The sequence below is a fragment of the Rhodococcus sp. G6(2025) genome (genome assembly GCF_058628105.1).
Window position 1 is genome coordinate 136,030 of record NZ_CP179750.1, and the last position, 26,614, is coordinate 162,643.

The 26,614-nt window shown below is 66.5% G+C and carries 30 protein-coding genes; 16 read left to right on the forward strand and 14 right to left on the reverse strand.

Annotated features, from left to right (window positions below; genetic code table 11):
• Positions 1-32 precede the first annotated feature (32 nt).
• Positions 33-794 carry a ParA family protein gene (locus ACLIVD_RS00670; protein WP_280782816.1) on the forward strand — a complete coding sequence of 254 codons (762 nt, stop codon included), beginning with the start codon at positions 33-35 and terminating at the stop codon, positions 792-794.
• Positions 791-1,372, forward strand: a complete 582-nt coding sequence (locus ACLIVD_RS00675; RefSeq protein WP_280782815.1) for a hypothetical protein — start codon at positions 791-793, stop codon at positions 1,370-1,372. The genes ACLIVD_RS00670 and ACLIVD_RS00675 overlap by 4 nt, the downstream gene beginning before the upstream one ends.
• Before the next feature lie 512 nt (positions 1,373-1,884).
• Here the strand turns inward: ACLIVD_RS00675 and ACLIVD_RS00680 are convergent.
• The 3 genes from ACLIVD_RS00680 to ACLIVD_RS00690 all read right to left on the reverse strand — a co-directional run bounded on the left by ACLIVD_RS00680 (position 1,885) and on the right by ACLIVD_RS00690 (position 4,688).
• A complete protein-coding gene (locus ACLIVD_RS00680) occupies positions 1,885-2,907 on the reverse strand; it encodes a glutamate ABC transporter substrate-binding protein (protein WP_280782814.1) in 1,023 nt (340 codons plus the stop codon).
• On the reverse strand, positions 2,907-4,355 hold the full coding sequence (locus tag ACLIVD_RS00685) for a GlnX family signal transduction membrane protein (RefSeq protein WP_491931751.1): 1,449 nt from the start codon (positions 4,353-4,355) through the stop codon (positions 2,907-2,909). Before ACLIVD_RS00685 ends, ACLIVD_RS00680 begins: the two co-directional genes overlap by 1 nt.
• A 108-nt stretch (positions 4,356-4,463) precedes the next feature.
• Positions 4,464-4,688 carry a WhiB family transcriptional regulator gene (locus ACLIVD_RS00690; protein WP_491931752.1) on the reverse strand — a complete coding sequence of 75 codons (225 nt, stop codon included), beginning with the start codon at positions 4,686-4,688 and terminating at the stop codon, positions 4,464-4,466.
• Between the two features lie 47 nt (positions 4,689-4,735).
• Here ACLIVD_RS00690 and ACLIVD_RS00695 point away from each other — a divergent pair, with 47 nt between their 5' ends.
• A complete protein-coding gene (locus tag ACLIVD_RS00695) occupies positions 4,736-5,341 on the forward strand; it encodes an MFS transporter (protein ID WP_491932973.1) in 606 nt (201 codons plus the stop codon).
• A 40-nt stretch (positions 5,342-5,381) separates the two neighbouring features.
• Here ACLIVD_RS00695 and ACLIVD_RS00700 read toward each other — a convergent pair whose 3' ends face one another.
• Both ACLIVD_RS00700 and ACLIVD_RS00705 read right to left on the reverse strand, forming a co-directional pair.
• Positions 5,382-5,921 (reverse strand): hypothetical protein, encoded by a 540-nt coding sequence (locus tag ACLIVD_RS00700; protein WP_491931753.1) that lies wholly within the window; start codon positions 5,919-5,921, stop codon positions 5,382-5,384.
• A 142-nt stretch (positions 5,922-6,063) separates the two neighbouring features.
• Positions 6,064-6,849 carry an IclR family transcriptional regulator gene (locus ACLIVD_RS00705; RefSeq protein ID WP_491931755.1) on the reverse strand — a complete coding sequence of 262 codons (786 nt, stop codon included), beginning with the start codon at positions 6,847-6,849 and terminating at the stop codon, positions 6,064-6,066.
• Positions 6,850-6,907: 58 nt separating this feature from the next.
• On the opposite strand from ACLIVD_RS00705, the gene ACLIVD_RS00710 reads away from it, so the two are divergent.
• The 6 genes from ACLIVD_RS00710 to ACLIVD_RS00735 all read left to right on the forward strand — a co-directional run bounded on the left by ACLIVD_RS00710 (position 6,908) and on the right by ACLIVD_RS00735 (position 10,822).
• The gene (locus ACLIVD_RS00710; protein ID WP_491931756.1) at positions 6,908-7,696 is read left to right on the forward strand and encodes a hypothetical protein; all 789 of its coding nucleotides are present in this window, start codon (positions 6,908-6,910) and stop codon (positions 7,694-7,696) included.
• Between the two features lie 73 nt (positions 7,697-7,769).
• Entirely contained in the window at positions 7,770-8,171 is a 402-nt protein-coding gene (locus tag ACLIVD_RS00715) for a LapA family protein (RefSeq protein WP_280782807.1), read from the forward strand.
• 155 nt (positions 8,172-8,326) lie between these two features.
• Positions 8,327-8,608 carry a hypothetical protein gene (locus tag ACLIVD_RS00720; protein ID WP_009476898.1) on the forward strand — a complete coding sequence of 94 codons (282 nt, stop codon included), beginning with the start codon at positions 8,327-8,329 and terminating at the stop codon, positions 8,606-8,608.
• A complete protein-coding gene (locus ACLIVD_RS00725; protein ID WP_283335766.1) occupies positions 8,605-8,889 on the forward strand; it encodes a hypothetical protein in 285 nt (94 codons plus the stop codon). Before ACLIVD_RS00720 ends, ACLIVD_RS00725 begins: the two co-directional genes overlap by 4 nt.
• A gap of 215 nt (positions 8,890-9,104) precedes the next feature.
• Positions 9,105-10,268 carry a Gfo/Idh/MocA family protein gene (locus ACLIVD_RS00730; protein ID WP_491932974.1) on the forward strand — a complete coding sequence of 388 codons (1,164 nt, stop codon included), beginning with the start codon at positions 9,105-9,107 and terminating at the stop codon, positions 10,266-10,268.
• A gap of 86 nt (positions 10,269-10,354) precedes the next feature.
• Positions 10,355-10,822, forward strand: coding sequence for an SgcJ/EcaC family oxidoreductase (locus ACLIVD_RS00735; RefSeq protein WP_283335764.1), 468 nt, complete (start codon positions 10,355-10,357; stop codon positions 10,820-10,822).
• A 54-nt stretch (positions 10,823-10,876) separates the two neighbouring features.
• Here the strand turns inward: ACLIVD_RS00735 and ACLIVD_RS00740 are convergent, their stop codons facing one another.
• Both ACLIVD_RS00740 and ACLIVD_RS00745 read right to left on the reverse strand, forming a co-directional pair.
• Positions 10,877-12,283, reverse strand: a complete 1,407-nt coding sequence (locus tag ACLIVD_RS00740; protein WP_491931757.1) for a guanine deaminase — start codon at positions 12,281-12,283, stop codon at positions 10,877-10,879.
• 203 nt (positions 12,284-12,486) lie between these two features.
• Complete coding sequence (locus ACLIVD_RS00745) at positions 12,487-13,266, reverse strand: hypothetical protein (protein WP_283353059.1); 780 nt, start codon at positions 13,264-13,266, stop codon at positions 12,487-12,489.
• Positions 13,267-13,406: 140 nt separating this feature from the next.
• On the opposite strand from ACLIVD_RS00745, the gene ACLIVD_RS00750 reads away from it, so the two are divergent.
• Entirely contained in the window at positions 13,407-14,627 is a 1,221-nt protein-coding gene (locus ACLIVD_RS00750) for a cytochrome P450 (protein ID WP_491931758.1), read from the forward strand.
• Positions 14,628-14,640: 13 nt separating this feature from the next.
• Here ACLIVD_RS00750 and ACLIVD_RS00755 read toward each other — a convergent pair whose 3' ends face one another.
• Complete coding sequence (locus ACLIVD_RS00755; RefSeq protein ID WP_491931759.1) at positions 14,641-15,321, reverse strand: class I SAM-dependent methyltransferase; 681 nt, start codon at positions 15,319-15,321, stop codon at positions 14,641-14,643.
• Positions 15,322-15,642: 321 nt separating this feature from the next.
• Between ACLIVD_RS00755 and ACLIVD_RS00760 the strand changes: the two genes are divergently transcribed.
• Positions 15,643-16,989 (forward strand): MFS transporter, encoded by a 1,347-nt coding sequence (locus ACLIVD_RS00760; RefSeq protein ID WP_491931760.1) that lies wholly within the window; start codon positions 15,643-15,645, stop codon positions 16,987-16,989.
• Here the strand turns inward: ACLIVD_RS00760 and ACLIVD_RS00765 are convergent.
• Entirely contained in the window at positions 16,935-17,555 is a 621-nt protein-coding gene (locus ACLIVD_RS00765) for a TetR/AcrR family transcriptional regulator (RefSeq protein WP_283353056.1), read from the reverse strand. The two genes, ACLIVD_RS00760 and ACLIVD_RS00765, sit on opposite strands and share 55 nt — an antisense overlap.
• Positions 17,556-17,674: 119 nt before the next feature.
• Here ACLIVD_RS00765 and ACLIVD_RS00770 point away from each other — a divergent pair, with 119 nt between their 5' ends.
• From ACLIVD_RS00770 to ACLIVD_RS00790, 5 genes are read left to right on the forward strand one after another with little or no spacing between them, the layout of a single operon-like run.
• A complete protein-coding gene (locus tag ACLIVD_RS00770; protein WP_491931761.1) occupies positions 17,675-19,225 on the forward strand; it encodes an acyl-CoA synthetase in 1,551 nt (516 codons plus the stop codon).
• 14 nt (positions 19,226-19,239) lie between these two features.
• Positions 19,240-20,424 (forward strand): acyl-CoA dehydrogenase family protein, encoded by a 1,185-nt coding sequence (locus tag ACLIVD_RS00775; protein WP_491931762.1) that lies wholly within the window; start codon positions 19,240-19,242, stop codon positions 20,422-20,424.
• Positions 20,421-20,759 (forward strand): YidH family protein, encoded by a 339-nt coding sequence (locus tag ACLIVD_RS00780; protein ID WP_491931763.1) that lies wholly within the window; start codon positions 20,421-20,423, stop codon positions 20,757-20,759. The genes ACLIVD_RS00775 and ACLIVD_RS00780 overlap by 4 nt, the downstream gene beginning before the upstream one ends.
• A complete protein-coding gene (locus ACLIVD_RS00785; protein ID WP_491931764.1) occupies positions 20,756-21,064 on the forward strand; it encodes a DUF202 domain-containing protein in 309 nt (102 codons plus the stop codon). Before ACLIVD_RS00780 ends, ACLIVD_RS00785 begins: the two co-directional genes overlap by 4 nt.
• Before the next feature lie 49 nt (positions 21,065-21,113).
• Complete coding sequence (locus tag ACLIVD_RS00790) at positions 21,114-22,301, forward strand: serine hydrolase domain-containing protein (RefSeq protein ID WP_491931765.1); 1,188 nt, start codon at positions 21,114-21,116, stop codon at positions 22,299-22,301.
• An 82-nt stretch (positions 22,302-22,383) separates the two neighbouring features.
• Here ACLIVD_RS00790 and ACLIVD_RS00795 read toward each other — a convergent pair whose 3' ends face one another.
• The 5 genes from ACLIVD_RS00795 to ACLIVD_RS00815 all read right to left on the reverse strand — a co-directional run bounded on the left by ACLIVD_RS00795 (position 22,384) and on the right by ACLIVD_RS00815 (position 26,609).
• Positions 22,384-22,842: a nitroreductase family deazaflavin-dependent oxidoreductase gene (locus tag ACLIVD_RS00795; protein ID WP_491931766.1), complete on the reverse strand. Its 459-nt coding sequence runs from the start codon at positions 22,840-22,842 to the stop codon at positions 22,384-22,386.
• A gap of 173 nt (positions 22,843-23,015) precedes the next feature.
• Positions 23,016-23,858: a metallophosphoesterase family protein gene (locus ACLIVD_RS00800; RefSeq protein ID WP_491931767.1), complete on the reverse strand. Its 843-nt coding sequence runs from the start codon at positions 23,856-23,858 to the stop codon at positions 23,016-23,018.
• Between the two features lie 32 nt (positions 23,859-23,890).
• Positions 23,891-24,784: a carbohydrate ABC transporter permease gene (locus tag ACLIVD_RS00805; RefSeq protein ID WP_491931768.1), complete on the reverse strand. Its 894-nt coding sequence runs from the start codon at positions 24,782-24,784 to the stop codon at positions 23,891-23,893.
• An 8-nt stretch (positions 24,785-24,792) separates the two neighbouring features.
• Entirely contained in the window at positions 24,793-25,746 is a 954-nt protein-coding gene (locus tag ACLIVD_RS00810; protein ID WP_491931769.1) for a carbohydrate ABC transporter permease, read from the reverse strand.
• Positions 25,746-26,609 (reverse strand): phosphodiesterase, encoded by an 864-nt coding sequence (locus ACLIVD_RS00815; RefSeq protein WP_317570896.1) that lies wholly within the window; start codon positions 26,607-26,609, stop codon positions 25,746-25,748. The genes ACLIVD_RS00810 and ACLIVD_RS00815 overlap by 1 nt, the downstream gene beginning before the upstream one ends.
• Positions 26,610-26,614: the final 5 nt, after the last annotated feature.

Here is a 26,614-nt window from a genome sequence, read left to right on the forward strand (position 1 = left end):
GTCACTATATTTACACGAAGGGACAGGCCCACATGACCCGCACCATCGCAGTGGTCAACCATAAAGGTGGTTCCACCAAAACCACGAGCGCGGTCAACCTCGCCCAAGCCCTCGTCGAAGCCGGCTACACCGTCCGCGTCGTCGACCTCGACCCACAATGCAACGCCACCACCTGGCTCGGCGCCACGCCCGAAGCCGTCGACAACGATGTCCTGTCGGTACTCATGCTGGTGGCGAGCATCGAAGATGCCACCACCATCACCGCGTCCGGGATCCACCTCGTTCCCGCCACCAAGGAACTCGATTCCGTCGGGCCCTATTTCCTCAAGAAGCCCGGTGCACACGGCGTCCTGCGCAAAGCCCTCGCCGGCGCCCCCGACGTCGACTTCAACCTCCTCGACTGCCCCGGAGACTTCGACCACCTGACCATCAGCGCACTCGTCGCCTGCACCGAAGTGCTTGCCGCTGTCATGACGGGAGCCATGGAACTCGAAGCGCTCATGCGGATCGAGAACTACATCACCGAGCAGGTCGAGTTGCTCAATCCCACTGCACGGCTCAATCACATTCTGTGCGGCCGCGTCGAACTCGGCCAGGTCATCGACCAGCAGGTCCTCGCCGCGCTCCGCGAGACCTACCCCGATCAGACGATGCACACCATCATCCCGAAGTCCGTCCGCGTCAGCGAAAGTTACAGCGCCGAAGAACCCGTCGTCAGGTGGGCACCGTCCTCCTCCGCAGCGCGCGCCTACCGCGACGCCGCCCAAGAACTCGTCGAAAGGGACCCCCGATGAGCGTGACACGTAAGCCGGGACTCGCTAACAACCCCCTCGCACGCCGCCCCCAGCCCCGCACAGGCGCCCACCAGGACGGGACGTACTCGACAACCGGTCACAAGGACCTCCTGACGAGCGTGACACGTAAACCCGGACTCGCCAACAACCCCCTCGAACGCCGCAAGCCACGACTGCCGAACCTCGTCGAACAGGGCGTGGACGTCGCAGGACTCGCAAGCAACCCCTTCGAACGCCGCAAGCGACGACTGCCGAACCTCGTCGAACAGGGCGTGGACGTCGCACAAGAAGCAGCCACCACAGCCGAACCGGTGGCCCTCGGCGAGGAAAAGAAGACCACCAGACGGGTCCCCGCAGACAAGAAGCAGGAATCCGTCCTCATCAACCGCGCCAAGGTCGAAAACGGCAAGAATGCCGTCGCCGCCATCGGCCACATCGCCGGCGCCCCCAACAGCTGGTCCAGCCTCGTCGACGAAGCCCTCGCCCACTACCTCACCGTCCTCGAACGCGAATACAACAATGGCGAACCCTTCCCGCCGCGCAACGCCGAACGCGTCCGGAGGCCACGCATCAACTAGCCGGCTCGTCGGCGGATCGTGGCGGGCTGTCGGTAGGTGCGGTCGCTACGCATCGACGACACCTCTGACGTTCTGTGCGCGTGCGGGTCTCGCGGCTGCCTCGATCCGGACTTGATCGTCGTCGACGCCGGGTCTCCAGACGCGCTCGGCGGTGTTGCAGAGGCATGGACGCGGCACACACGGTTGCAGTCGCAGAGGACACTGGCGCACGCGTTGTTTCCCGCCCCGAAGCTGGTGCGAGGTGATCGCTGACGCCGGTGCAATGACGGTCCCGGTTAACGACGGAAACCGCCGTCGTACTGGCTATTGAGGTCCGTCCGGAGGCGGTTTACCGTGGAGGGTGCGGGCCGTATCCCGTCGGGTCGAGATCAGGCAGTCCGGGATACGACTCGCCGGGGGGTTTTCAGCCAGAATGCGTGGGCCTTCCCCACACCGTCGGAGGTTCGGGATCGGTGGTGGGCGCGCTCAGTGTCGCAACAACTTTCCAGCACGTCCGATGTCCGCGTCGACCCTCAATCGCGATACGTGGCCGGGGGTGGGCCCGCGATCGGCCCGAGTGGTGTGGCCAGCCACCGGTCGTACACGCGCATCCACGTTCCGTCGGCGCGTATGCGTTCGAGGGTGCCGTTGACGAACCGCACCAGGTCCTCCTTGTACTTGTTGACACCGATCGCCCAGTGCTCTTCTGTCTCCAGCCGTGGCCCCACGATCTGAAAATTCGGGTCCTGGGAGGCGAGCCCGGCGAGGAGCGAGTCGGAGGTGCTGGTCGCGTCGGCCTGCCGTTTCTGCATGGTGACGAGGCAGTCGTCCCAGTTGGGGACCGCGATGATCGTGGCGTCCGGCGCGACTCGTTGGACGGTGCCGAGCGAGGTGGTGTCGAGAAAGGTGCAGACCCGTTTTCCGGCCAGGTCCGCCGGTCCGGCGATGTCGGAACCGCGAGGGACCAGAATACGCTGGAAGGCGCGGACGTACTCGGTGGAGAAACCGACGCGTTGGGCGCGTTCGCACGTGATCGAGAATCCATGTGCGACGACGTCGACGTCGTTGTTCTCGAGTGCGGAGAACCGGCCGGCGGTGGTGAGTAGCCGGAACTCGACTTTCGTCGGATCGCCGAAGATGTCGCGGGCGATCTCCTTCGCCACATCGATCTCGAACCCCTGCAGGGTGCCGGTGGTCGGATCTCGGAAGCTGAACAGATTGGTGTTCTGGTCGACGCCGACGATCAACCGGCCCCGCCCTGCGATCTCGGCAAGTGATCCACCGGGCGGCATCTGCCCGGGCGGGGGTTGCGGGCCGGGGCGCAGGCTCGCGAGCGCCCCACACGACTCGGGGAGCGGTGGCTCCGGCGGCGGACTGTCCGTGGGCGGGATGATCTGCGCACCGTCCGTCATCGGTCGTGCGGTGTACGTGGCCGCGACGGTCGGGGTGAGAGGGTCGGGTGCGGCGCAGCCGGCGAGCACGGCGACGGCGAGTACGCCGACGAGGTGCCGGGCACGCGGTCTCGCCCCCGGTCTCGGAAGCCTCACCTGTGTCATCAGTGGTACTCGTTCAGTCGCGGCCAGATCCCCCCGCCGACGGCGAATCCGCAGGACACGCCAATAATCATGCTACCGACTGCCAGTGCCGACATCGACCGGTAGACGTCCGTCACCGCGTTGGCCTCGTCGTCGCGGAGTCGGTCGATCGCGTTCCGGAGGGACTCGTCCAGGGCGGCGAACTGCGTCGACGACGTGCCCGAGCCGGATCCGGCGGCGATCGCCGCGGCGGTCGGGTAGTCACCGCGCTCGAGGGCGATCTCGATGTCCCGGTGCGCGGCCAGCCAGCCGTCGCGGGCCGTCACGGCGTCGCGAAGGTGTTGCTCGGCGGCGCGACCATGCGAGCTCTCCAGCTGCCGGGTGAGTTCGTCGGACAAGGCCTGGGAGTGCCGCGCGTAGTCGACTTCCGACTGGGTGTCGGAACCGCGTTGCAGGATTGCGAGGGTTTCGTCGGCGCGGGCCTGCTGCGCCAGGATGCGAGCGCGGGCAACCGCGTTGATCGGTTGTGTTCCTTCGGTTCTCGCGTGTTCACTCGCCGACGTCGACACCAGGCTTCCGCCGATCAGCCACAGCAGAAGCCCGGCCATGAGCAGGGTGGCGACAGCGAGGCCGGGGTTGAACCGGCGCTTGCTCTTCCGGACGAGGTACAGCTGGGCGAGGACGAGGGCGACGAGGGCGGCCGCGGTCACCGTGAAGGCGGTCGCGGGCAGCTGGGCGGTGTGCGTCTGGATCTCGGCGACCGCCTCGGCCTGATGGACGTAGAGTCGCTCCGCCAACGGGAGGATGGTGGCCTGCATGAGCGCGGACGCATCGGCCAGATACGCCACCCCGACCGGGTTACCGGCCCGGTCGTTCGCCTGAGCCGTGGCGACGAGGTTGAAGTACTCGGCGAGGTCGCGCACCACGTCCGACAGCAGTGCCAGCGATTCGGCGTCCTGCGACGACACCCCATTGGTCGCCGTGACCAGCGCGTTCGACGCGTCCCCGATCGCCTGGGTGAACTGCTCCGCGCCAGCAGTCGACTCGACACCACCGCCACCGGAGACGAACGACGTGGTCGCGGCGGCGTCGGCGATCGACAGCGAGCTGTAGAGCGCCTGGGCCGCGTTTGCGAGGGGCTCGGTGTGGGTGCGCAATGTCTCGACTCGCTGTTGGCGCGCGCCGACCGCCCCCGAGGTGATGGCGCCCGCGGCGATGACCGCGGCGATGAGCGCGATCCCCAGCACGGTCAGCCGCCCGGGCGTCGAAGTGAAGAATTCGACCCACGGGCGGCGGCGGACCACGGGCTCGACGAGCAGGTCCTCGTCGAGCGTGTGGGCTTCGGTGACGGCGTGCTCGCCGCGGTGGAACATCCGGTCCTCCTGCACCGCCACCGCGGTTCCGGTAAGAGCACCGATCCGGGCCGCGGGACTGAGTTCAGTGTGCACCGACGGTGCCGAGCGGCGCACCGACTCGGGAAACAGGCACCGCGCGGACTCGGCACAGTTCTGCGTAGGGGTGGCGACCAGCCGCGACGCGTGGCGATGAACCGGACACTCCGAGGACTGCGCTGAAAGTCAGGCCCGCCGCGAGAAACGGCAGTCCGTGCGGCCTTCGCAGAAGGAACAGATCTTCTTCGCATCGCGCTCCCGGCGGGCCCGTTCGCCACCGGTCTCGTCGTCCGGAGCGAAGAAAGTTGTCGCTCCCAACCGGCGGCAGCGTGCATGGAGCTGCGACTCCCAGTAATCGGTATGTGCGGCAAGGCGATCGTGCTGCCCGGAACGGACGGTGTGGGCCGGCATAGGCCTCTCTCCTACGTGGTGCGCCGCTCATCGCCGCGGTCATCGCCCTGTGCGCGATAGCCAACATGGTCGCCTGGCAGGGGCTGAACGTCTGGGCCATGCAGGCCATGGTCAATCTCGGGTACTCGTTGGGAACAGCGTTGCTGTTCACCTTCACCCTGACCGGAGCAGCAGTAGCAGGCTCGTTCCTCAGCGCCTGGGCCGCCAACCGGCGCGGCTGTGCCCTCGTCGCCGTCCTCACGGCGGCCTGCACCCTCGCCGGATTACTCGGAATGCTCGCGCTTCCCCCGTCGATCGTGACAACGGCATCGTGCATCGCACTGATGGGAATCGGCGGGCACTCCACCATGAACCTCATCCACACCACCACAGCCGACATCTACCCACTCCCGGTCCGCGCCACCGCCCTCGGATGGTCGAACGGCACCTCGTTCATCGGCGCCTTCCTCGGCCCCGTGATCGGCGGTGCGGCGGTGGCCTCCGGGGGAGCGCAGGGTCTGTTCACCGCGTTCGGCGCGGCGGCCGCAATCTGCCTTGTGGCGGTGTTCGTCCTCTACCTCACCGATCGCGCGTCGAACTCGAAGGCGGCCGACGCCATCTCCGATGGCACCCCGGCCGGCGAGCCTTCGGCCGGAGTGAAAGCGTCTGCCTGAGACGGACCGGCGCACTACCCGGTCACCTAGCACACATTCTCTACGGGACAGGGAAGGTGCCGAGCCCCGGGTGGACCAGAATCTGGTACCCGTCGGCCGGGGGGTGTGCGCCTACGTCCGCGAGCGCGGCGATCGTGCCGCTGCCGGTGACGACCGTCGCGGGGGCGTATCGGCACCGATCCTCCGGTGCGGTGGGCCGACTGTGGTCGGGCTCCACGAGTCGGAGGGCGGTAGAGCCGGCGACGCCGGTGGTCAGGTTCCGCCAGTTCACCGACACTGCGACGCAGTATCTCGCGGTCGTCGCTGAACGCTCCGCCGCAAAGGTCACCACGCCGGATGCACCCGTCGTTGCTGACGGTGTCACGGTCGACAGCGGCGGCGGGTAGTCACAGGCCAACGTGGTCAGCAACAGGCATCCTGCGACGAACCGCACCGGGACCTGGAACGCCGTGGTCGTCGCTGCCGGGACCGGCGGCGGGTCCGCCATCGCGGTGGCGGACGAAAAGAGCGGGATCGCGAGGACCGCCACGGATGCCGCGGCCCAGGCTACGAACGAACGGCGAATTGCTGCACGACGCACGGCGTCAGCCTCTCGTGTTGGATCCCGACCCTGGTGCAGTGTCAGGCTACTCGCTTGGTGGCAGCGCGGAACTGGCAATGGCGAGCGGGACAGGCCCCGGGTACCTGCTGCGCGGCGCTCGTCATTTATCCGAAGACACGCTTTAGTCGCCGCCGGCATCCTCGGCGGCACGCTGGCTCACCCGGAGTTGACCACGAGCAAGACTGGGCTGAACAAGCCGGTTGGCCAGCTGCAGACTGTCAATTGCCATGTGCGCCTTCTCCTTGAATCGGCGGGTCGGCATCACCACGGCGATTGCCTGCACAGCGCCTGTCGGCCCGGTCATGCCGGTAGCGATGGCACAGATTCCGACGTCGTGCTCTTCGATGTCGAATGCAATATGCGAGCGTCGCACCTCGGCCAGCCGATCGGTCAACGCCTGATGATCGGTGATGGTATTCGCAGTGAACCGCTGCAGGTGTTGCGGCAGGAGCTCAGCCACTCGGTCATCGGGGAGGTGCGCCAGCAGTGCCAGACCGATACAACTCGCGTGCAGCGAGAAGCTCTTCCCGACCTTGGTGACACCTTTCAGGCGGTCCGGCGCAGCGATCTGGTCCACCACGACCGCCTCCCGGCCACTGAATACCGCCAACTCGACGTTCTCGTTGACCGACCGCGCCAGAGACACCAGAGCGCCACGATTGGCGGCCAGCAGCCGCAAGTGCGCGTTCATCCCGAACTTCAACAACCCCGGCCCCAGAACGTATCCAGGGCGTTCGGGCACTCGAACCACGTACAGCTCTTGCTCGAACGCTTGGATCAATCGATGGACCGTCGACCGCGGAAGCCCCGTCTTCGCCGCAAGTTCCGTAAGCGTCAGCGGCCGGTTGCTCTCGGCGATGGCGTCGAGCCCATGATCAGGCAGAGTCCGAATCGAGGCCGGGAGCATTGGCAGATTTCCGGTGATCGGGCGGCTGAGCCCGGGTGGAACCGGGTACTCGCACGTTATGAAGAGGTGGGCGTGCCGCGCCGCGCTGTCACTGTTGGTGGCCGGGCTCGTCGCGTCCGCGTCCGGAGTGACGGCCCATTCGGCTCCGGCGCCCGACAGGATCGACGAGGTGCCGGGGCGGACGGCGCTGTCGTTCATGCACACCCCGAGCGGAACGCGCGTCGGGACGGCGAATCAGGGGGAAGCCCGGCCGGGTTTGTCGATCGTGAAGCTGTATGTAGCCGACTACATGCTCCGGCACGGCGACGGCTCTCCCGAGGACCTCGCGCTCGGACAGCAAATGATCCGCGACAGCGACGACTCCGCCGCCTCGCAGGCGTACGCCAAGTACCCGCAGTCGATCGATGCGATCGCGGCCGAGTATGGGCTGACCAGTACCCGTGGCTCCGGATTCTGGGGCGATGCGGTTACCAGCACCGCGGACACCGTGACGTTCCTCGAGGCGAAGAAGACCACCGATCCGGACAGCCGCATTCTGGAGTGGATGGCCACCGCGGCCCCCGTCGCCGCCGACGGAACCCATCAGAACTGGGGTACCGGGCGGCTGCCGTCGGTGACCGGAACCAAGTGGGGGTGGTCGGACCTGGGGCCCAGTGTTGTCGCTTCCGCGTCGTTCGGGCCCGATTTCTCGGTAGCGGCCAACACGTACGGCACTGCCGACCAGCACACCGGTGACGTTCTCGGTGCCTTCGCGGAGGATCCGGCGTCACCACCACCGCCGGTGGCGCAGGATCCCATCCAGGAGTTGATCGACCGGTTCGTGCCCCTGTTGATCACGCCACGATGATCGACATCCCGACGTGCCGGAGGGAACAGCCCTGACCCGGTTGGTGGGGTGACGGCCTGGGTAATCGGGTCCCATGTTGCCCCCAACGGACGAAACACCGAACGCCGGACCGCACCTGCCGGCAGGACAGACGCCGGGCGGCGGGGTGCCTCCTTCCGACCCGCACGCCCATGACGCGGGTTCCGGGATACCGCCGGATGTGGCGAGAGGTAAGGGGATCAAGCACACGCGTACCGGGGCGACGTGGACTGGTCTGGTCATCGGCATTCTCGTTCTGGTCCTGCTTCTCGTGTTCATCCTGCAGAACCTCGACAGCGTCGTCCTGGAACTGTTCGTCTGGGAGTTCACGGTCCCGCTTGGGGTCACTCTGCTGTTCGCGGCCATCGCGGGCGCGGTGGTCATGGCGCTCGTCGGCGGTGTCCGGATCCTTCAGATCCGGCGGGCAGCGAACCGGCAACGGAAACTGACCACCTGACCGTTGCTCATTTTCCGTGTTCGCATCGATCGATGCGTCGACCGGTCAGGCCCTCGGCCGATAGATTCGAGTAGTCGACTACTCGGTTCAACTGGCGAGGGTCCTCGTACGGTCGGTCCTGTATCGCATTCGTGATTCGACGAAAGGACACCGAAATGGCTTGGTCGACAACTCCTCAGGGGCTTTTTCTCGCCGCTGGGCAGGCGAATCAATTCTCCTTCTCGTTTGGAGACATCTGGAAGGGCCCGCAGTTGGCGACTGCGAGACTCGACGCCAGCCAGGGCGGTGGTGGCACGAAGATCCTGATGACGCAATGGCAGGGCACCGCGAACGCACCGGTGTTCGGCGGCCCCAGCAAGCAGTACTACGTGCTCGGCATTCACAACAGCTCCACTTCGGGCGTGTGGTTCCATCTGGAAGGAGGCGTCCTCGCATGACGACACAGGAATCGCCAAGGGTTTCCCAGATGCAGGTCCTGACGGACGAACAGGGCAGCATTCTCGCCGCTGTCCTGCGAACTGCGGACGTGGCGTCGGGCCCGGCATCGGGTGAGGACGTTCCGCCTCAGGTTTCGCTTGTTCCTTCGGAAGGCCAAGCGTTGCATGAACTTTCTGTGCCCGGTGGACCGTCGGGGGACGAGATGTTCGAGTCGCTGGATCAGTGGATGGTTCGGGTCGACGCCGGCGTACCGGCGTTGGTGCGACGCGCGGGCGCGTAGTCGCTGGTGGAGGTGCGCCGGGTCGGCACCTGCTGCGGAAGGGGAACGCTGGTCCGCGCGATCAGCGGTCCCTCCGCGCGATTGCGGTGCGAGGCCCGAAAAAGCCATCAAAATCACCTCGAGAGCCACTTTGTCAGAACAAATGATTGACTTGGCTCGTGGCGCGCAGCACTGTCGTAGAGACACACGCCGCACCGATCATTCCGGAGTCGATCTTGACCAACGTCAACCCCACCGAAATCGCAGTAGCCGTCGCCGGATTCGGCTGGATGGGCCGAGTGCACACGAACGCGTATCTGCGTCAGCGCCAGCACTTTCCGGAAGCGCCGTCCATCCGTCTGGGGGCCGTCGCCGATGAGGTACCCGGCCGCGCCGAGGAAGCTGCCGCCCAGTTCGGGTTCGGCGCAGCGCTGACCGACTGGCGCGACATCGCCGCCGACGAGAACATCGACGCGGTCAGCATCACCGCACCCAACTTCCTGCACCGCGAGATCGGCGTCGCGATGGCGGAGGCGGGCAAGCACATCTGGATCGAGAAGCCGGTCGGGCTGTCGTCCGAGGACGCGAAGGCAGTCGCCGCCGCTGTGGAGAAGGCAGGCGTCCAGTCGACCGTCGGATTCAACTACCGAAACGCACCGGCCGTTGCGATGGCGCACGATCTCATCGCGGCGGGCGAGCTGGGCACCATCACGCACTCACGCTTCCGCTTCCTCAGCGACTACGCCGCGCATCCGGACGGCGCGCTGAGCTGGCGCTACGAGAACGCGCGCGGTGGGTCGGGCGTTCTGGGCGACCTTGCCTCGCACGGTGTCGACCTGGTCCGGTACCTGCTCGGCGACATCGACGCAGTCGTGGCCGACACCGCGATCTTCATCCCCCGGCGCGCCATCCCGACGGGTGCCACCAGCGGGCATGCGCGCGCGACGGGCGGCAAGTTGGGGCCGGTGGAGAACGACGACTTCGTCAGCGCGCTGGTTCGCCTGTCGTCCGGCGGACGGGTCACGCTGGACGCGAGTCGCGTGGCCGTCGGCGAGCAGAACAACTACGGGTTCGAAATCCACGGCACCAGGGGTGCGGTGTACTGGGACTTCCGCCGGATGAACGAACTCGGAACGAGCCTTGGGAGCACATACCAGGACCAGTCGATCACCACGGTGTGGGTGGGCCCCGACGCCGGAGCGTATGCCCGTTTCCAGCCGGGTTCCGCGTCCTCGATGAGCTACGACGACCTCAAGGTCATCGAAGGGAACAACTTCATCGCCTCGATCGTCGACGGAAAGCCCCGTGGCGCAACGATCGCCGACGCCGTGGCCGCGGCCGAAACTCTCGACGCCATCACGGCATCGGTCGCATCTCGTGCGTGGGTCGACGTGCGCTGATCCGATCCGCAGAGCCAGGCCCCGGAGTTACGCTTTATCGGTTAGCGGGTCAATTCCGGTAGGCGCCTTTCTCCGCGGAGGTTGGTATGAATACCACACCGTTCGGCTCGGGCTTCGCGATTCTCGCGTTGGCGATTTCGGCGGTCGCCTGTTCCTCGGGCAGATCCTCTGACTCCGAAGACAATTGCGTGCGCGCGACAGACAGTGAACTGGATGCGCTCTTCACGAGTTGGAATGACGCACTGGAAAGCGGTGACGCGAGGAGGGTCGCCGCGTTGTACCGGCCGGATGCGGTGCTGCTGCCGGCCCTGTCGGTGCCTATGGCGGACACTCCGGAGGAGATAACGGAGTATTTCGTCAACCTGATCAAGGCCGATCCCATTGCCCGTATGGAAGAAAGTGTCAAGTATTCGGATTGCAACCTCGCCTACAACGTGGGCCGTTGGGTCATCAACGCCAACGGTCTAGATGTGGCGGCCAGGGTGACGTGGGTCTATCGGTACGAAGACGGAAGGTGGCTGATCGCCAACCACCATTCGTCGGTGAACCCCTAGCCGTGACCGCCGGTCGACCGTGAGGTCGTCCGGCGGTCACGGGAAACCACCCGTCTAGGACGCCTTGGCTTTCCGGCCTGCGACGTAGACCTCGGAGATGGACGTGTCGCGTATCCCCATCAGCAACGCGAACAGGGTCTGATCGCGGGCCAGATCGGGATCGGCGGCGCGAACGGCGTTGCGCAGCAGGCCGTCGAGCGCAGGCGTGCCGGACGGGTCGACGACGACGAAGTCGGCTTCCTTCCCGACGTCGAAATTGCCGAACCGGTCCTCCATGTCCAGTGCCCGGGCACCGCCGAGGGTGCCGACGAACAGCATCTCGGCCGGATGCATCGACACCCCGTCGTCACCGGCCTCGGTGATGTGCACCTTGAACGCGTCGCCGAGCACCCGGGGAATCAGCCATTCGTCGCCGCCGCCGAAATCGGTTCCCACCGAGATGTTGACGCCCGACGCGACGGTGCGCTTCCACGGCATCGTTCCGGATCCCAGGAACAGCTGCGAGATCGGGCAGTGCGAGACGGACGTGCCGGTCTCGGCCATCCGTTCGAGCTCGACATCCTGACAGTGCACGCAGTGCGCGAGGATGGTGCGTCGGCCCAGCAGGCTCTTCCCGCCCACTTCCGAACCGGGCAGGAACTTCCCGTCGTAGGTGTCCAGGTATGAATTCACCTGATAGGTCTCTTTGGTCGAGTCGACCTCGCCGGTGCCGGGACGATTGTTCTCGTTGAGGTGCGAGTGCACGTACACCCCGCGGTCGCGGACCTCTTCGTAGAGTTCTCCGAGATTTTTCAGGGTCTCGGGGGTCACCGACAGCGAGAACCGCGGGATGATCGCCACGTGCAGCAACGCCGTGGCAACATCGCCGGTGTCGGCGCCGTGCCATTTCTCGATCTCCTCGCGGGTGAGCCGGATCGCGTCCTCTTCGGAGGTCATCAGCGGCTGAGCGGTTTCGCCGCCGACGGTCTGAATTCCGCGGCCGCTGACGATCCGCAGACCGGCCTTCTGCGTCTCGGTGAACAACGCGTCCTGCGCATGTGGGAACGCCGACCCGAACACCATGGCGGCCGTGGTGCCCGCCGAGATGCGCCGGTTGGTGAACTCGACGGCCGCCTGCTGCGCGAACTCCGGGTCGGCGAACTTCGTCTCCGACGGGAACATGCACAGGGTCAGCCATTCCAGCAGCTGACCGCCGCCGTAGGAGTCGCCGGCGTAGGTCTGCGGGAAGTGGATGTGGGTGTCGACGAACCCCGGCAGCAGAAAGCCGGGCCTGTGGTCGTGCACGGTGCCGGACTCGTAATCCGACGGGATCTCCGCTCGGTCACCGCAGAACACGATTCGCCCGCCGTCGTCCAGCACCAGGGCGCCGTCGGGAATCGATACCAGGGCGGCCGCGGCTTCGGTCACTTTCGGTGTGCCGGCGATGTGGAAGATGTGTCCGAGATGGGTGTGCGTGGCCATGCGATGAACTCCCGTCGAGTGGTAACGGATCATGCCTTCTGCAATGAACTTCGGCGGCTGGACGAAGCCCAGCCGAGTAGCACCTGTGCGGCCGCGTGCCGCACCCACGATGAGATAACAGCCCGTACTAACAATGCCACCGATCCGACCCGGGTCGCGGCCGAACAGGCCAAGCGCCCGCGGCAATCACTGCCGGCTCGGTGCTACTGCGGGGGTGTGCGGTCGTCGACGAATCGACGGATGACCTTGTCCCAGCCCAATGACTCGAGAAGTTCCGCGGCGGTGGCCCGCGACGTGAGCGGCCGGAGCACGTCGATGTCGAGGTCGCCGCTGGTGCCCAGGACGTCGTCGAGGCGCAGGCAATCGACGTACCCGTAATCCGTCCAGGGTTCGACGTGGCCGTCCCAGTCCGCGGTGTCGGCGTACGGCCCGCCGAGACGCAGCTTTCCGCTGCGGTGGATCATCACGTACCGCGGAACCACCTGCATCGTCTCGTTGGCAGTCGCCAGGGTCAGCTCGGGGTCGGCGGCGGGATCTGCGCCCGCGAGCCTGCGGTCGTAGGACGCCGTCTTGACCGTTGCGACCTCGACCAGCGCCCGCACGTAGACCCACCGCGCCCGCTCGATCGAGCCCGCCCACGCCGATTCCTCGTCCGCGCAGGAGAAGACGTTCTCGGCCGGTGTTCGTATCAGCAGCCGCGTCCCGACCCGTTCGTGATCGACAACCAGGTCTCCGTCGACGACGAGTTCGCCGTCGTGCTCGCGGACCCCGGTGATCGTCGCCACCGCGAGCACCTCGTCGTCCGGCGCGGTGACGAACAGTTCACGCTCGGACCGGACGCTGTCGGCATCACCGGGAAACGGGCCACGACCTCTGGCGAACGCTTCGGGCTGGGTCAGGTCGGCGCGAAACCCGGTCTCGGTCATCCCCAACGGATGATCGCGCACCTCTCGCAGGTTGCCGAGCCGAACCCTCGACGCCACAGGTCGATCCTCCCCGTTTCATCTCCGGCGCACCGCCGGGTGATCCTATGATCATAGCTGTTGACCTGCGGTGATGCCTCATCAGCGTAACCATGGCTTCCCCAGTAGGGTCGCAGTATCGATACGACCGAGGGGGACCGGTGACGGGTTCTGCGTCCGAAAAAATCATCTCGCCCGCATCACGGGCGTTCTGGGACCGCCGTTTCGCGGGTCGTCGCGCGATGTTCGAGGAGCTTCGTCAGCGATCGCCGATCGAGTTCCACACGGAAACAGCCGGTCCGGGCTTCTGGTCGGTCGTCGGATACGACGACGTGGTGGCGGTCAGCCGGAACCCGGAGGTCTTCTCCTCGGCCAAGGGCTTCACCATCGACGACGTCCCGGTCGAGATCCTCGAGTTCGCCATGTCGATGATCGCCATGGACGATCCCCGTCACCGGCGTCTGCGGGGCATCGTGCAATCGGCGTTCACCGCGGCGTCGGTGCGGGGCATCGCCGAGCGGGTGCGCGGCTACGCTGCGCAGATCGCCGCGGACCTTCCCCGAGATGCCGAGTTCGACTTCGTCCCCGACGTAGCGACCCGGTTGCCGGTGCAGGTGATCTGCGAGTTGATCGGGATCCCGGAGAGCGACCGGCCGATGATCCTGGCCGCGGCGGCCGACGTCGTTGCCGGAGGTGGTGATCAGGAGTTCGTCACCGCACCCGGCGGCGCGGCCGGCCTGGGCCAGATCTACGGGTATGCCCTCGAGCTGGGTGAGAGACGCAAGACGGATCCCGGTGAGGATCTGACGTCCCGGCTGGTGTCGACGATGGTCGACGGCGAGGCCCTCACACCGACCGAGTTCGGTTCGTTCGTCATCCTGCTGATCACGGCGGGTTTCGAGACCACCCGTCAAGCGTTGGCCTGGGCGCTGCATCTGCTCACCGAGCACCCCGATCAGAGAGAATTGCTGCTCGCCGATTTCGCCGGCCACATCGACAACACGATCGACGAGGTGATCCGCTTCGCCTCCCCGGTGCCCTACATGCGGCGCACCGCGACCGTCGACACCGAGCTCGGCGGCGCCCACATCGCGGCGGGGGACAAGGTCGTCATGTGGTACGTGTCCGCGAACCACGACGAACGCATCTTCGACGGTCCGGGCCGGTTCGACATCACCCGGGCGAACGCCGGTAAGCACCTCGGTTTCGGTGCGAAAGACATCCACCACTGCCTGGGTATGAACCTCGCACGGCTGGAGCTGCGCGTCATGCTCGAAGAACTTTTCATCGCCCACCCCGCACTCCACGCGGTGGGCGAACCGGAACTGCTGCTCTCCGCGTTCATCAGCGGCATCGCCGCACTGCCGGCCCGGAACACGTGACGGACGGTGAGGTTCACGCGGGCCGACGACCGGAAATCATGACGAGTGGCATCTCGGTGATGCGGGAGACGTGCTCGTCGACGAGATCGAGTCGGCTCGCGAGGTCACGCGCCTCGTCGAGGCTGATGGAGCGACCGGCGATCCAGGTGTGGAAGATCGCGAGATTGATGCTGCCGAGGACGCGCGGCGCCTTGTAGTTCTCCACGAACTTTTCGGCGTCCTCGAAACTCGTGCTGCGGTCCGCATCGGTGATCAGCAGGGGGCCACCCGGTTTGAGGACGCGCACGCACTCGGCGAGTCCGGCCTCGCGCGACGACCAGTGCTTGATGGAGCCGTAGCTGATCACACCGTCGAAGGTCTGGTCGGGGAAGTCGAGCCGCGTGGCGTCGCCGACGTCGAACCGGACCCGGTCGCCGTAGTGACGCATGCGTTTGGTGGCGCGCTTGATCTGGGCTTCCGACAGATCGAGGCCGAGAATGTGCACGTCGGGGCGCTGGTCGGCGATGTAGTTCGTGAACAGTGCCCCGCCCGATCCGACATCCAGAATGCGGGCGTTCGGTGCGAGATGCGGCAGAAAGTACTCGTCGATGACGTGGCGTGAGCGGTAGACGGCCGGGGCCACGATGGTCTCGTACATCCAGGCGTGCGCCGGCGTGTAGATCGCGGTGATGGGGTCGAACGGTGCCATCGGCATGGTCGCGCTCCTCGTTGATATCCCGGTTCCCACGGCCTCGAACTCGCGCAGGTCGACTTCCCGTTGTCGATTCGAGATTAACGGGTGTGCGGTCGGTTTTTGCACGATCACCGGGTGCGTGAGGAGGCTGATCAGTGGTGATCACGGGGTCGGTCCCGGTGCAGTCCTCTCCTGCGAGCGTGAATCCGGAAAACGCGTCACTATTTCGGACCTCGAAAATCCAAACATAGACACAGCGTCCATTTATGGATACTGTCGCCAGCATTGGCTCCTGTGATGCGGACCACACGCATCGCAGGGTGACTCGTCGAGAGGACGCAGATGGCACTGGACGTTTCCACCTCGCGCACGCTGACGGCCGGCCGGCGGACCCGGGGGAAGAACCTGAGTCTGCTCACGGCCTCGACCGCGATGGACAACGCCGAGAACAGCATCACCACGGTGTTGTTCCCACTGATGCGAGAGGCGTTGGGGCTCTCGTCGTCGGCGCTCGGCGTCATCGTGGCGGTGTCCAAGGCGGTGGGCATCTTCGCCGCGGTTCCGTGGGTGTTCCTGGCCAAACGGTTCTCGCGCCGGGCCGTGCTTGCGACGTGCTCGGGCTTCTGGGGGGTGTGGGTGATCCTGGCGGGCCTGTCGAGCAGTTTCACCCAGTTCGTCATCCTGTACGGCATCGCGGCTGCGGGCTTCGCGGGCGCCGGGCCCATCGCTCTCGAGATCATGGGCGATCTCTACGACGACAGACGGCGCGGCCGGGCCACCGGGATGCTGTACGGCGGCGTCGCCATCATCACCGGCGTGAGCGCCCCGCTGTTCGGTCAGCTGTCGGGGTTCGACGACGGCTGGCGGTACGGCTACGTCCTCTCCGGCTGTATGTGCATTCTGATCGGTGTTCTCGTCGTCGTGTTTCTCGACGACACACGCCCCGGCGGGGGCGAGAACAGGGCCGGCGACGCGGCGGTGAAAGCGGAAAAGAAGGCGCAGAACGTCGTCGCCGGTGTGCGGGAGCTGCTGCGCATCAAAACCTTCCGTTACATCCTGGTGCAACGGCTGTTCTCGGGGCAGAACGTGATCATGAGCTTCGGCGTCGTGTTCCTGGTGGAGGAGCGGGGATTCTCGACGGCCACCGCAGCGATCGTCGCTACGCCGTTCGCGATCGGGTACCTGCTCGGAACCGTGGTCGGCGGCCGCCTCAACGACGCCGTGCACCGCCGGTGGCCCGCGAGTGGGCGGGTGATGATGCTGCAGGCCAGTCAGTTGGCCTTCGCGGCAGCGGTATTCGTCGAGCTGCAGATGCCGACGTCGTCGATCGGATTCTTCGTCGCGATCTTCGCGGTGGTCGGGTTCCTGCAAGGGCAGGTACCGGTGGTCAACCGTCCACTGATCATGGCGGTGGTGCGCCCGGAACAACGGGCCCTGGCCTTCGCGGTGTCACTGTCGACGGTGGAGGCGCTCGCGTACGCGGGATATGCGCTGCTGGTCGGCTATCTGGGCGATGCGATCGGGTTGCAGGGAGCGCTCCTGCTCGTGACCGTGGCACTCACCGTCGTCAACGGGCTGTGTTCCGGTCTGCTGTACCGGCCGTACGCACGAGACAGCGCCGCGGTGCGCGACTCTCAGGTGGTGTCGTCGTCCGACGAGGGTGAGCCGTCGAAGCCGGATGCCCAGTAGCGCCCGCGCAGCGACAGCTCCAGCAACATTTCGGTGACGGCTTCCGGGGTGAGCGGTGGTGGATCGGATTCGAGCCACCACTGCAGCACGGCCACCTGCTCGCCCACCCACGCCCGCGACAGCACTTCCATATCGATGCGGGGTGTGACCCCGTTGGCGGCGGATCGAGTCGAGAAGATCTGGGCGGCAAGGGCGGTCCGTTCGTCGACGAATCGGCGCAGTGCACGCCCGTCGCCCTCACCGCGCAGTACGACGCGGTAGGCGTCGCGTTCCTCGGCGGCGTGCCGGAACATTTCGAGCACCGGTTTGCCGGTGAACCCCACCGAGGAGTCGGACACGAGGGGCCGCAACCGCTCCTTCAGGTCCTCGCCGAGGTCGGCGACGATCTGGCCGAGCAGTTCGTCCTTGTCCGTGTAGTGCGTGTAGAACGTCGCGCGGCCGACGTCAGCACGTTCGGTGACGTCCTCCACGGTGACTGCGGAATATCCCCGTTCGAGCGCGAGCGAGACGAGTGCGTCGCGCAGCAGTCGCTTGGTGCGGCGCACACGCCGGTCTTCGGTGGCCACGGTGACTTCCGCCCTTCGTCTCACGCCTGCAGTTCCGTCAGCATAGTGCACCCTTGACATCACGCCCGATGCTGGACACTATGTCCAATAACGATCAACACGTCGATCTTGGAGACTGCATGAATCTCGGTACCTACCTCACCCGGAGCGCGAAATTCCGGCCGGACAGCGAGGCCGTGGTGTGCGGCGACAGTCGCCTCACCTACCGGGAACTCGACGACTCGACCAACCGTCTCGCCTCCGCGCTGATGCGCACCGGCCTCGGGATCGGCGACGCGGTGGCCACTTTCGCCGGCAACTGCGGAGAACTCGTCGTGACCGAGATGGCCGTGTGCAAGGCGGGATTCGTGCGCGTTCCCGTCAACGCGCGCCTGGGAGCCGACGAACTCGGCCACGTCCTGCGCGACGCGAACGTCAAGACGCTCTTCGTCGACCTCGCGCACGCCGACGTGGCGTTGAAGGTCGTCGCGGACCTCGGCCTCGACATCGCCGTCTACGACTACGGGAACAGCGCACCCGGCGCGGACCGATACACGGATCTCCTCGCCGACGGACTCGGCGATCCCGTCGCCGCCGACCTTCCCGAAGACGCGCCCGCCGTCCTCAACTACACCTCCGGGTCCACCGGCAAACTCAAGGCCGCCGTGCAGACCTACGGCAACCGACTCGCCAACATGCGCAAACGCTTGATGAGCCCCACGGGCGCGCCCACCGACACGGACCGGTATCTGGCCCCGGGACCGATCACCCACGCCTCCGGGATGATGATGCTCGGCGTGCTCGCCCGCGGCGGCGCGGTCGTCGTCCTGCCTGCGTTCGACACCGAGTTGTTCCTGCGCACCATCGAGAAGGAACGCATCACCACCACGTTCGTCGTTCCGACGATGCTCAACATGCTGATGGACCATCCCGCCGCGAACGACGTCGACCTGTCGAGCCTGCGGTGCGTCGGCGTGGGCGGCGCCCCGGTCTCACCGCAACGGCTACGCGACGCCGTCGCGATGTTCGGCCCCGTCATCATGCAGGGATACGGTCTCGGGGAAACCACGAGTGGTATCACCGTGCTCACCTGCGACGACGTCGTGCGAGGGGTCGAATCCGATCCGGAACTGCTGATGTCCTGCGGGCGACCGGTATTCGACACCGAGGTTCGCGTGGTGGACGAGGCGGGCAACGAGCTGCCGGCCGGCGGGATCGGCGAGATCGTCGCGCGCGGCCCCGACTGTGTGCGCGAGTACTGGCACGAACCGGATCTGAGCGCCGAGACGTTCGTCGACGGCTGGGTGCACACCGGGGATGTCGGGTACTTCCGCCACGACGGATACCTGTTCATCGTCGACCGCAAGAAGGACATGATCATCTCGGGCGGCTTCAACATCTACTGCAGCGAGGTGGAAGCCGCGCTGTACGAGCACCCAGCCGTGTCCGGTACGTGCGTCGTCGGTGTCCCCGACGAGAAGTGGGGCGAGGCAGTCAAAGCCGTCGTGGTCACACGGACCCCGGTCACCGAGGACGAGCTGATCGAGCACTGCGCCGAACGCCTCGCGCGCATGAAGAAGCCCCGCTCGATCGACTTCGTCGACAGCCTCCCCGTCAACCGCAACGGCAAGATCGACCGCAAGTCGGTGCGCGAATCCTACTGGGCGCAGGCCGCCCGCCACGTCAACTGAAAGCGGAGCCGTCGATGACCTTCACCCTGAACCCCACCTACGACCACAACCCTCGCCTGCACGACCTCGTCGCCCGGCTGCGTGACTACCTGGACGGCGAACTCGCCGACTACGAACGCGAACTCGGCCTCACCTCCGAGAGCGTGTACACCCGCGAGACGCTCGAGCCGGTGTGGCGACGCAGCCGCGAACTCGGCTTCTACGGTGTCAGCCTGCCCGCGGACCTCGGCGGCGCGGGACTGTCGTTCACCGAACTCGCAGCCCTGAAGGAAGAAGTGGGCGCCTCACCGCGGGTGCTGTCGACCTCGGTGCTCGGGGACATGGGCGGACCGCTGCGGGTGGGCAGCATCTTCCAGTACGCCACCGAGTACCAGATCGAGAAGTACCTGCTCCCCGTCACGCGCGGCGAACGCGCGTGCTGCTTCTCGCTCACGGAGAACGACGCCGGCTCCGACGTGCGCGGCATGCTCACCACCGCCACCCCGGACGGCGACGGGTGGCGCCTGACCGGCCACAAGGTGTTCTCCACCGCCGGACCGTTCGCGGACTTCTCCATCCTCATCGCTAAGATGGCAGACGACGGCGATGACGGCCCGCGTTACTCCGCGTTCCTCGTCGACCTGGACACCCCGGGATGCACGGTGCAGCAGGGCGAGACCCCGATGTCGGGCCAGCACATCGAGGCCGACATCGTTCTCGACGACTGCTACGTCGGACCGGAACAGTTGCTCGGAGAGGTGGGGCAGGGGCTGAAGATCGGGCTCGGACGCGTCACGGTCAACCGGCTCCTGCACTGCCCGACGGCGCTGGGCGGTGCACGCCGAGCCCTGGAGTTGTCCCTCGACTACGCCCGCACCAGGCAGGTGCACGGCGCGCCGCTCGGCATGCTGCAGAGCATCCAGCACCGCCTCGCGGACATGGCCACCGACTTCTACGCGGCCCGGTCGATGACCTACGACGCACTCGCCGCGCTCGACCGGGGCGAGCGGCCGCGGACCGAGGCCTTCATGTGCAAGCTGTTCGTGGCGGAGAAGGCGTTCGCGATCGCCGACGCCGCCGTGCAGATCCACGGCAAGTCGGGCGTGGTCCGCGGCAGCGAGGTGGAATCGCTGTTCCAGCGTCTGCGGATGTTCCGGATCCTCACCGGGTCCTCCGAGATCCAGAAGAACGGCATCGCCCGATTCCTTCTGCTCCCGTGAGCGCCGACACGGAGACGGAGCCCGACTACCGGTTCACGCTCGCCAACGAGCGGACCTTCCTGGCCTGGATCCGTACCGCGCTCGCTCTGCTCGCGGGCGGGGTCGCGGTCAGCCAGTTCCCCCTCCCGCGTGGCGGGGCCGCGCTCCACGACACCCTGGGTGCGGTCTGTATCCTGCTGGCCGCTTTCGTCGCGGTCGGTGCGCTGCTGCGATGGCGGTCGGTGCAGTCCGCGATGCGCCGCGGCGTCCCGCTGCCTGCATCACGTCTGGCTCCGGCCCTGGTCGCCGGTGTGTGTCTCGCCGCCGCGCTCGGCGTCGTCTGGGCGGCCACGTGACCGCGCCGGCACCGGCGCTGCAGGCCGAACGCACGGTGCTGGCGTGGCGCCGCACGCTACCGGCGGTCTGCCTGTGCCTCGCCGCACTCGTGCGTACCGCGATCCTCCACCCGCACCTCGCGCACGTCGGTGCGGTGGCCGGAGTATGCGTCGCTGCCGCTTCGGTGGTCGCAGGCGCCGTGACGCGGCACCGCCGATACCGTAGGCGCGCCGAGGACCCCCGCCCACTCGGCCTCCTGATCCCCGCCGCCGTCAGCCTCGCCGTTCTCGCGACGGCAGGCGCCGCCCTTGCCGCGCTGGCCTGAAACTCGATGTTCCCCAGCCCGTATCCCGATCCGACAGAGGAGATTCGCTGTGCCGCAATTGCCACTCGCAGAACTGAAATGGACGCTCGGATTCACCGACCCGGCGCAGGTCCGGCGGCAGGCGACGGCCGTCGGCGAGACCGGCCCCACGCGTCGAGTCTGGCGCGGCGACGGTCCGCGCTGGGAACTGCCGGAGCAATTGCAGGACCTCTCACGGCTCGCCGTGGAGACCGGAGGCGGGGGAGCGAGCACCCTGTACCAGCTCCTCGTCGACTCGCATTCGGACGGGATGATCGTGCTGCACCGCGGCGCGGTCGTCTACGAGCAGTACCTGCACGGCCTCCGCCGTCAGGACCTGCACCTGACCGCGTCGATGGCCAAGGCCTTCATCGGCCTGCTCGCCGGGATTCTCGAGGACCAGGGGCTGTTCGCCCGGGACGATCAGGTCTCCACGCACGTGCCCGAGCTGGCGGGAACGGCGTTCGGTGACGCCACCATTCGTCATCTGCTCGACATGACGACACAGGTGGCCTACGGGGGACGAAAGTTCCATCGTGAGGTCGAGGCACACCGGTGGTGGGCAGTCGTGGCCCCCGGGATGCGGCCCGACGGATACGACGGGCCGACGACCCTGCTCGACCGATTGAAAACGGCCCGCGCGACCGGCCCGTACGGCGAGGTCTTCCACTACGAGAACGGCAGCTGCGAGGCGATGGGCGCCCTGATCAGCCGCGTCACCGGCGCGACCGTCTCGGACCTGATGAGCGAGTTGATCTGGTCGAAGATCGGAGCCGACGAGGACGCCCGGTACATCCTCGACGCCGCCGGCGTCGAAACCGCCTGCGGAGGCTACGCGGCCACCCTCCGGGACATCGCCAAGGTGGGGGAGATGCTTCGCTGCGGCGGCGCTCTCGGCGACCGGCAGATCGTGCCGGAGTCGGTGGTGCGTGCGATCAGCACCGTCCCCGAGGGAGCCACCGCTCAGGTGCGGTTGCCGCGAGCATCGGCGAATTCGCCTGCCACGATGAGCTACCGGGACTACTGGTGGATCCTCAACGACCCGTTCGACTCCTTCATGGCGAGTGGAATCCACGGCCAGCGGTTGTTCGTCTCCCGCGAACTCGACCTCGTCGTCGCACATTTCGGATCGCAGATCATCTCACCGTGCGTGGCGACACCACCGTTCCCGGCGGTGTTCACCCGGATCGGGTCGGAGGTGTCGATGGTGGGTGTCTGATGTCGCGTCGAGCGCCTGCGAGGACGTCCTCCACAACTCCCGCTGACGGATCGCTCACCTGACGGACGCGCAGCGGGGCAATTTACCGCGCGGTGAGTCGGATGACGGGGTATTCCCGGTCGGATTTGCTCTGGTACTTCGCGATACGGGGCTGGGCGGCGGCGATGCGCTGCCAGGCCTGCTCACGCTCGGCGCCGTCGAGCTGCTGCGGAATCACCGGCGTGGCGCCGTGGCCGGGCAATTCGATCGACGCCTTGTCGTGGTGCGCCATCAGATTGGCGTGCCAGTCCGGGTTCTGACTGCCGCCACCCGACGCGACCACCAGTCGGGCATCGTTACCGTCGTCGAACCACGCCACCGGCGATTGCCGCGGCTGTCCGCTGCGACGTCCCACGGTGTTCAGGATCAGCACGTCCATGCCCATGAACTGGCCTCGGCCGCGTCGGATCTTGCGGTTCATGCGGGAGTTCATCTTTCGCTGCATCCACCGCGAGAACGCGCCGGGGGTTCCGGGTTTGCGCTTGCCTGGGGTGTTCGTCATGTGCTCTCTCCCATCGGTCACTTCGCCTCGCGACATCCACCACTGAGCCGCCGGTTCTACGGCTCTCGGCAATGACGCTAGTGCGGCCCGGTGGTCGGCGCTTCTCGATTCCTGATCGCTTCGGTCACCGGTGACGATGATCAAACCGGGATCGCGACTGCCGCCACTCGACGTCAGCCGACTGTGCTGTGTCCGAGTGCGTCGATGGCCGCGGTCACCTCGGGCACGGCGGCAATCGTGACGTCTTCGAGGTCCGGCACGGATCGGTAGCTCGCGCGTACGGCCTCTCCGGTGCAGTCGTACTCGACGATGCCGAGTTGGTGGAGCGGCCCGGGCAGGGATTCGCCCTCGCCGGCCACGAACCCGGTAGACGGCGCCCAGACCTCGCGCACCCCGTCGCGGACGGTCTGCCGGTAGCAGTGCAGGTGCCCACTGCCGACGGCAGCGAGTGACATCTTCCCGAGAGCTGTGAGTAACCGGGTACGGGATTCCCCGATGTCGACGGCGTGCCCGACCGGCTCGTCCAGCGCAGTCCAGATCGGCTTGTGCAGGAATACGATCACCCGCTGCGAGTCGGCGACGTCCGCGGCCACGTCTTCGATCCAGGCCCACTGCGCGGTTTCCCGGTCGAGACCTGAACCGAAGAGCTCGCTGTTCAGTCCGAGCACCGTCCAGTCGTCGACGTCGTGGCGCCAGTGATCGGGACCCCACACCTCCTCGAAAGCGGCGACCCGCTCATCGGTCACGCCGATTCCCTTCCACGGTGCAGAGCCCGGCTCACCGACGTCGTGGTTGCCGGGCACGACGAGCACCGGAGCGGCGAACCGCTGCATCAGTTCGTGGGCGTGCGCACGGTCGTCCGCATCATCGGGGTGGATGATCACGATGTCGCCGGAGTGCACGATCAGATCCGGACGGACCTGATGGTTCACGTAGTCGACGACGCGTTCGAAGTTCTGCTGTGTGCGCCCGCCGCGGGCGGACAGGTGCGTGTCGCTGATCTGGACGATCTTCATCGGAGGTCCTTCGGGTTGTGTTCGGCTGATGGTCATTTGAGGCCAGAGCGGACGAATGCGTCGCGCACGTAGCGCTGGAGGAACAGGTAGATCAGGAAGATGGGGAGGCAGGCGAGACCGGACGCGGCCATCACAGCGCCCCAGTTGTTACCTTCCGCGCCGAGGAAACCGCGAATTCCGATCTGGACGACCGCATTCGACTGGCGCATGATCAGTGACGGCCACAGGTACTCGTTCCATGCCGAGATGAACAACATGATACCCAGTGCCGCGAGTGCCGGTCTCATGTTGGGCAGCACAACCTTCCACAGGGTGGCCCACGAGTTCTGGCCATCAATCTGGGAGGCATCGAGCAACTCTCGCGGAAACGCCTCCATGTGCTGGCGCATCAGCAGAACACCGAACGCCGAACACAGATTCGGGATCACGATCCCGGCAACGGTATTCAGCAGACCCATCTGTGAGATGAGAAGGTAGTTCGGAATCATGGTGACCTGGAACGGCACCAGCCACGATCCCACGAACAGCAGAAACAACACCTGCTTCCCGAAGAAGGACCACCGCGCGAACGCGTAGGCGGCCAGGATCGCAACCAGAAGCTGGCTGACGGACATCGCCAACGCCATGACGAACGTGTTGACGAGCATCGACGCCATCGGAATGGTCTCCCACACGTAGCGGAAGTTGTCCAGACTGAACGGAGACGGCACGGGGCTGACGGACAGGGAGTCCTCGGGACGGCGGAACGCGGTGGCGAACATCCAGTACACCGGGAAGATACTGAACACAGTGACGGCAGCGAGAACCACGTGCCCGGTCGCCACCCGGCTGCGGGAACGAATGGCGCCCGGGGCGTCGCCGGGATCGCGGGTCGGGGCAGCGGCGGTGGACGATCGGGCCGGCGCATCGACGAGTGCAAATGTCATGGGGTGTCCTAGTTGTCGTAGAAGCTCAGCCGGTCCGACACACGAACGAACACGACTGCGATCAATCCGAAGCCCAGGAAGAACAGGGTTCCCGCAGCAGCCGACAGTCCTGCGTCGAAATTCTGGAATCCGAACTGGTAGAGCAGGTAGTAGATGTTGGTGGAGGCACCGCTCGGACCTCCCTGCGTGACGATGTCGATGATCGGGTACGCCCACTGCGCCCCCAGAAGAATCGTCATGAGGCCGAGGAACACGAGCGTCGGGGACAGCAGCGGCAGGGTGATCTTGCGGGTGATGGTCGCTTGCGACGCGCCGTCGAGGGCCGCCGCCGACGCGTAGTCGGGATTGATTCCGGCCAGTCCGGCGGAGATGACGAGCACACCGAAGCCGAGCATCTGCCAGCCGACGATCAGCACGACACCGAGCATCGCGAGGCCGGGTTCTCGAAAGACGTTGCCCAACTCGAACCCCAGGGTTGCGGCGACTCGGGGAATCGTGCCGCCTTCGGGATTGAACAGCCACCGCCAGATCGCGCTGCCGGCCACCGGGGTGATGAGGAACGGGACGAAGATCAGGGCCTGGTAAACCGTCTTCCACCGTCCGGCGACCCGGTTCGACAGCAGCGCGACGACCATCGGCAGCAGCAACGAGAACACCATGAACGCGAGGACGTACACAATCGTGTTCCGCAGTGCCTGATGGAGCTCGGGCAGCGACAGTACGCGAACGTAGTTGTCCATTCCCACCGGAACCTTCGGGCTGGTGGGAACCATGTTCCACTTGTAGAACGACAGGCCGATGGTCTCCCCGAGCGGTTTGTAGATCCACACGATCAGCAGAACGACGGCGGGCAGGAGATACAGGTACGGCGCGAGACCGCGTCGGACCCGCCCGGCCCGCGACGGATCCGTCGGTGTCTCCGCGTGGCCGGCGGGGGTAGCGGCTGGAACTTCGACGAACATCAGACGCCGGGCGCCGTGAGCTGCTCGATCGACTGCCGAATATCGTCCGCAGTCATTTCGTACACGGCGGGGGACACGTCGAGGGGGACGACCGTGTGCAGGACACGGTCGCGGTAGACGTGCACCATGTTGAAACCCTGCGCGCCGTCCTGACCGCGGATGCTGCCCTCGTCGACGAGCAGATCCTGGGTGTAGCAGGTGGCCGATGCCACCGACACCGGGATGCCCGCGAACGTGCACGTCGTGGAGTAATGCAGGTGTCCGGCGAGGATTCCGCGGACATCGGTGCCCGCGAGCACCCTCTCGAGCCGGTGCTGTTCCTTCAGCTCCACCGACTCGATGGCGTCGAGCAGACCCGGCACCGGCGGATGGTGCAGGGCGAGCAGGGTGCCGTGCGGTGCCGGCTCGGCCAGGACGTCCGTCAGCCAGGCCAGCTGTTCGTCGCTGATCAGGCCGTGATGGAAACCCGGAACGGTGCTGTCCAGCACGATGATCCGCAATCCGTTGACATCGACGACCGCGTCGACCGAGTCCTGGGTGGGTTCGGTGTCGAGCAGGCCGCTCCGGAAGGCGGGCCGGGCGTCGTGGTTGCCCATCACCCAGATCACCTTCGCGCCCAGGCGCTCCGCGGCGGGCTCGACGATCCGGCGCAGGCGCACGTACGCCTCGGGCTCGCCCCTGTCGGCGAGGTCGCCGGTGAACACGATGGCCTCGGGTCGCCGGCCGGCCTTCTCGAGCCGCTCGAACAGCCGGGAGAGGTTGGCGTCGCTGTCGACCGAATCGTGGAGCAGGGCGCCATCGGTCACGAAGTGGGTGTCGCTCACATGCAGGATGTAATGGTCGGGTTCCCCGTACTGGGACATGAGGT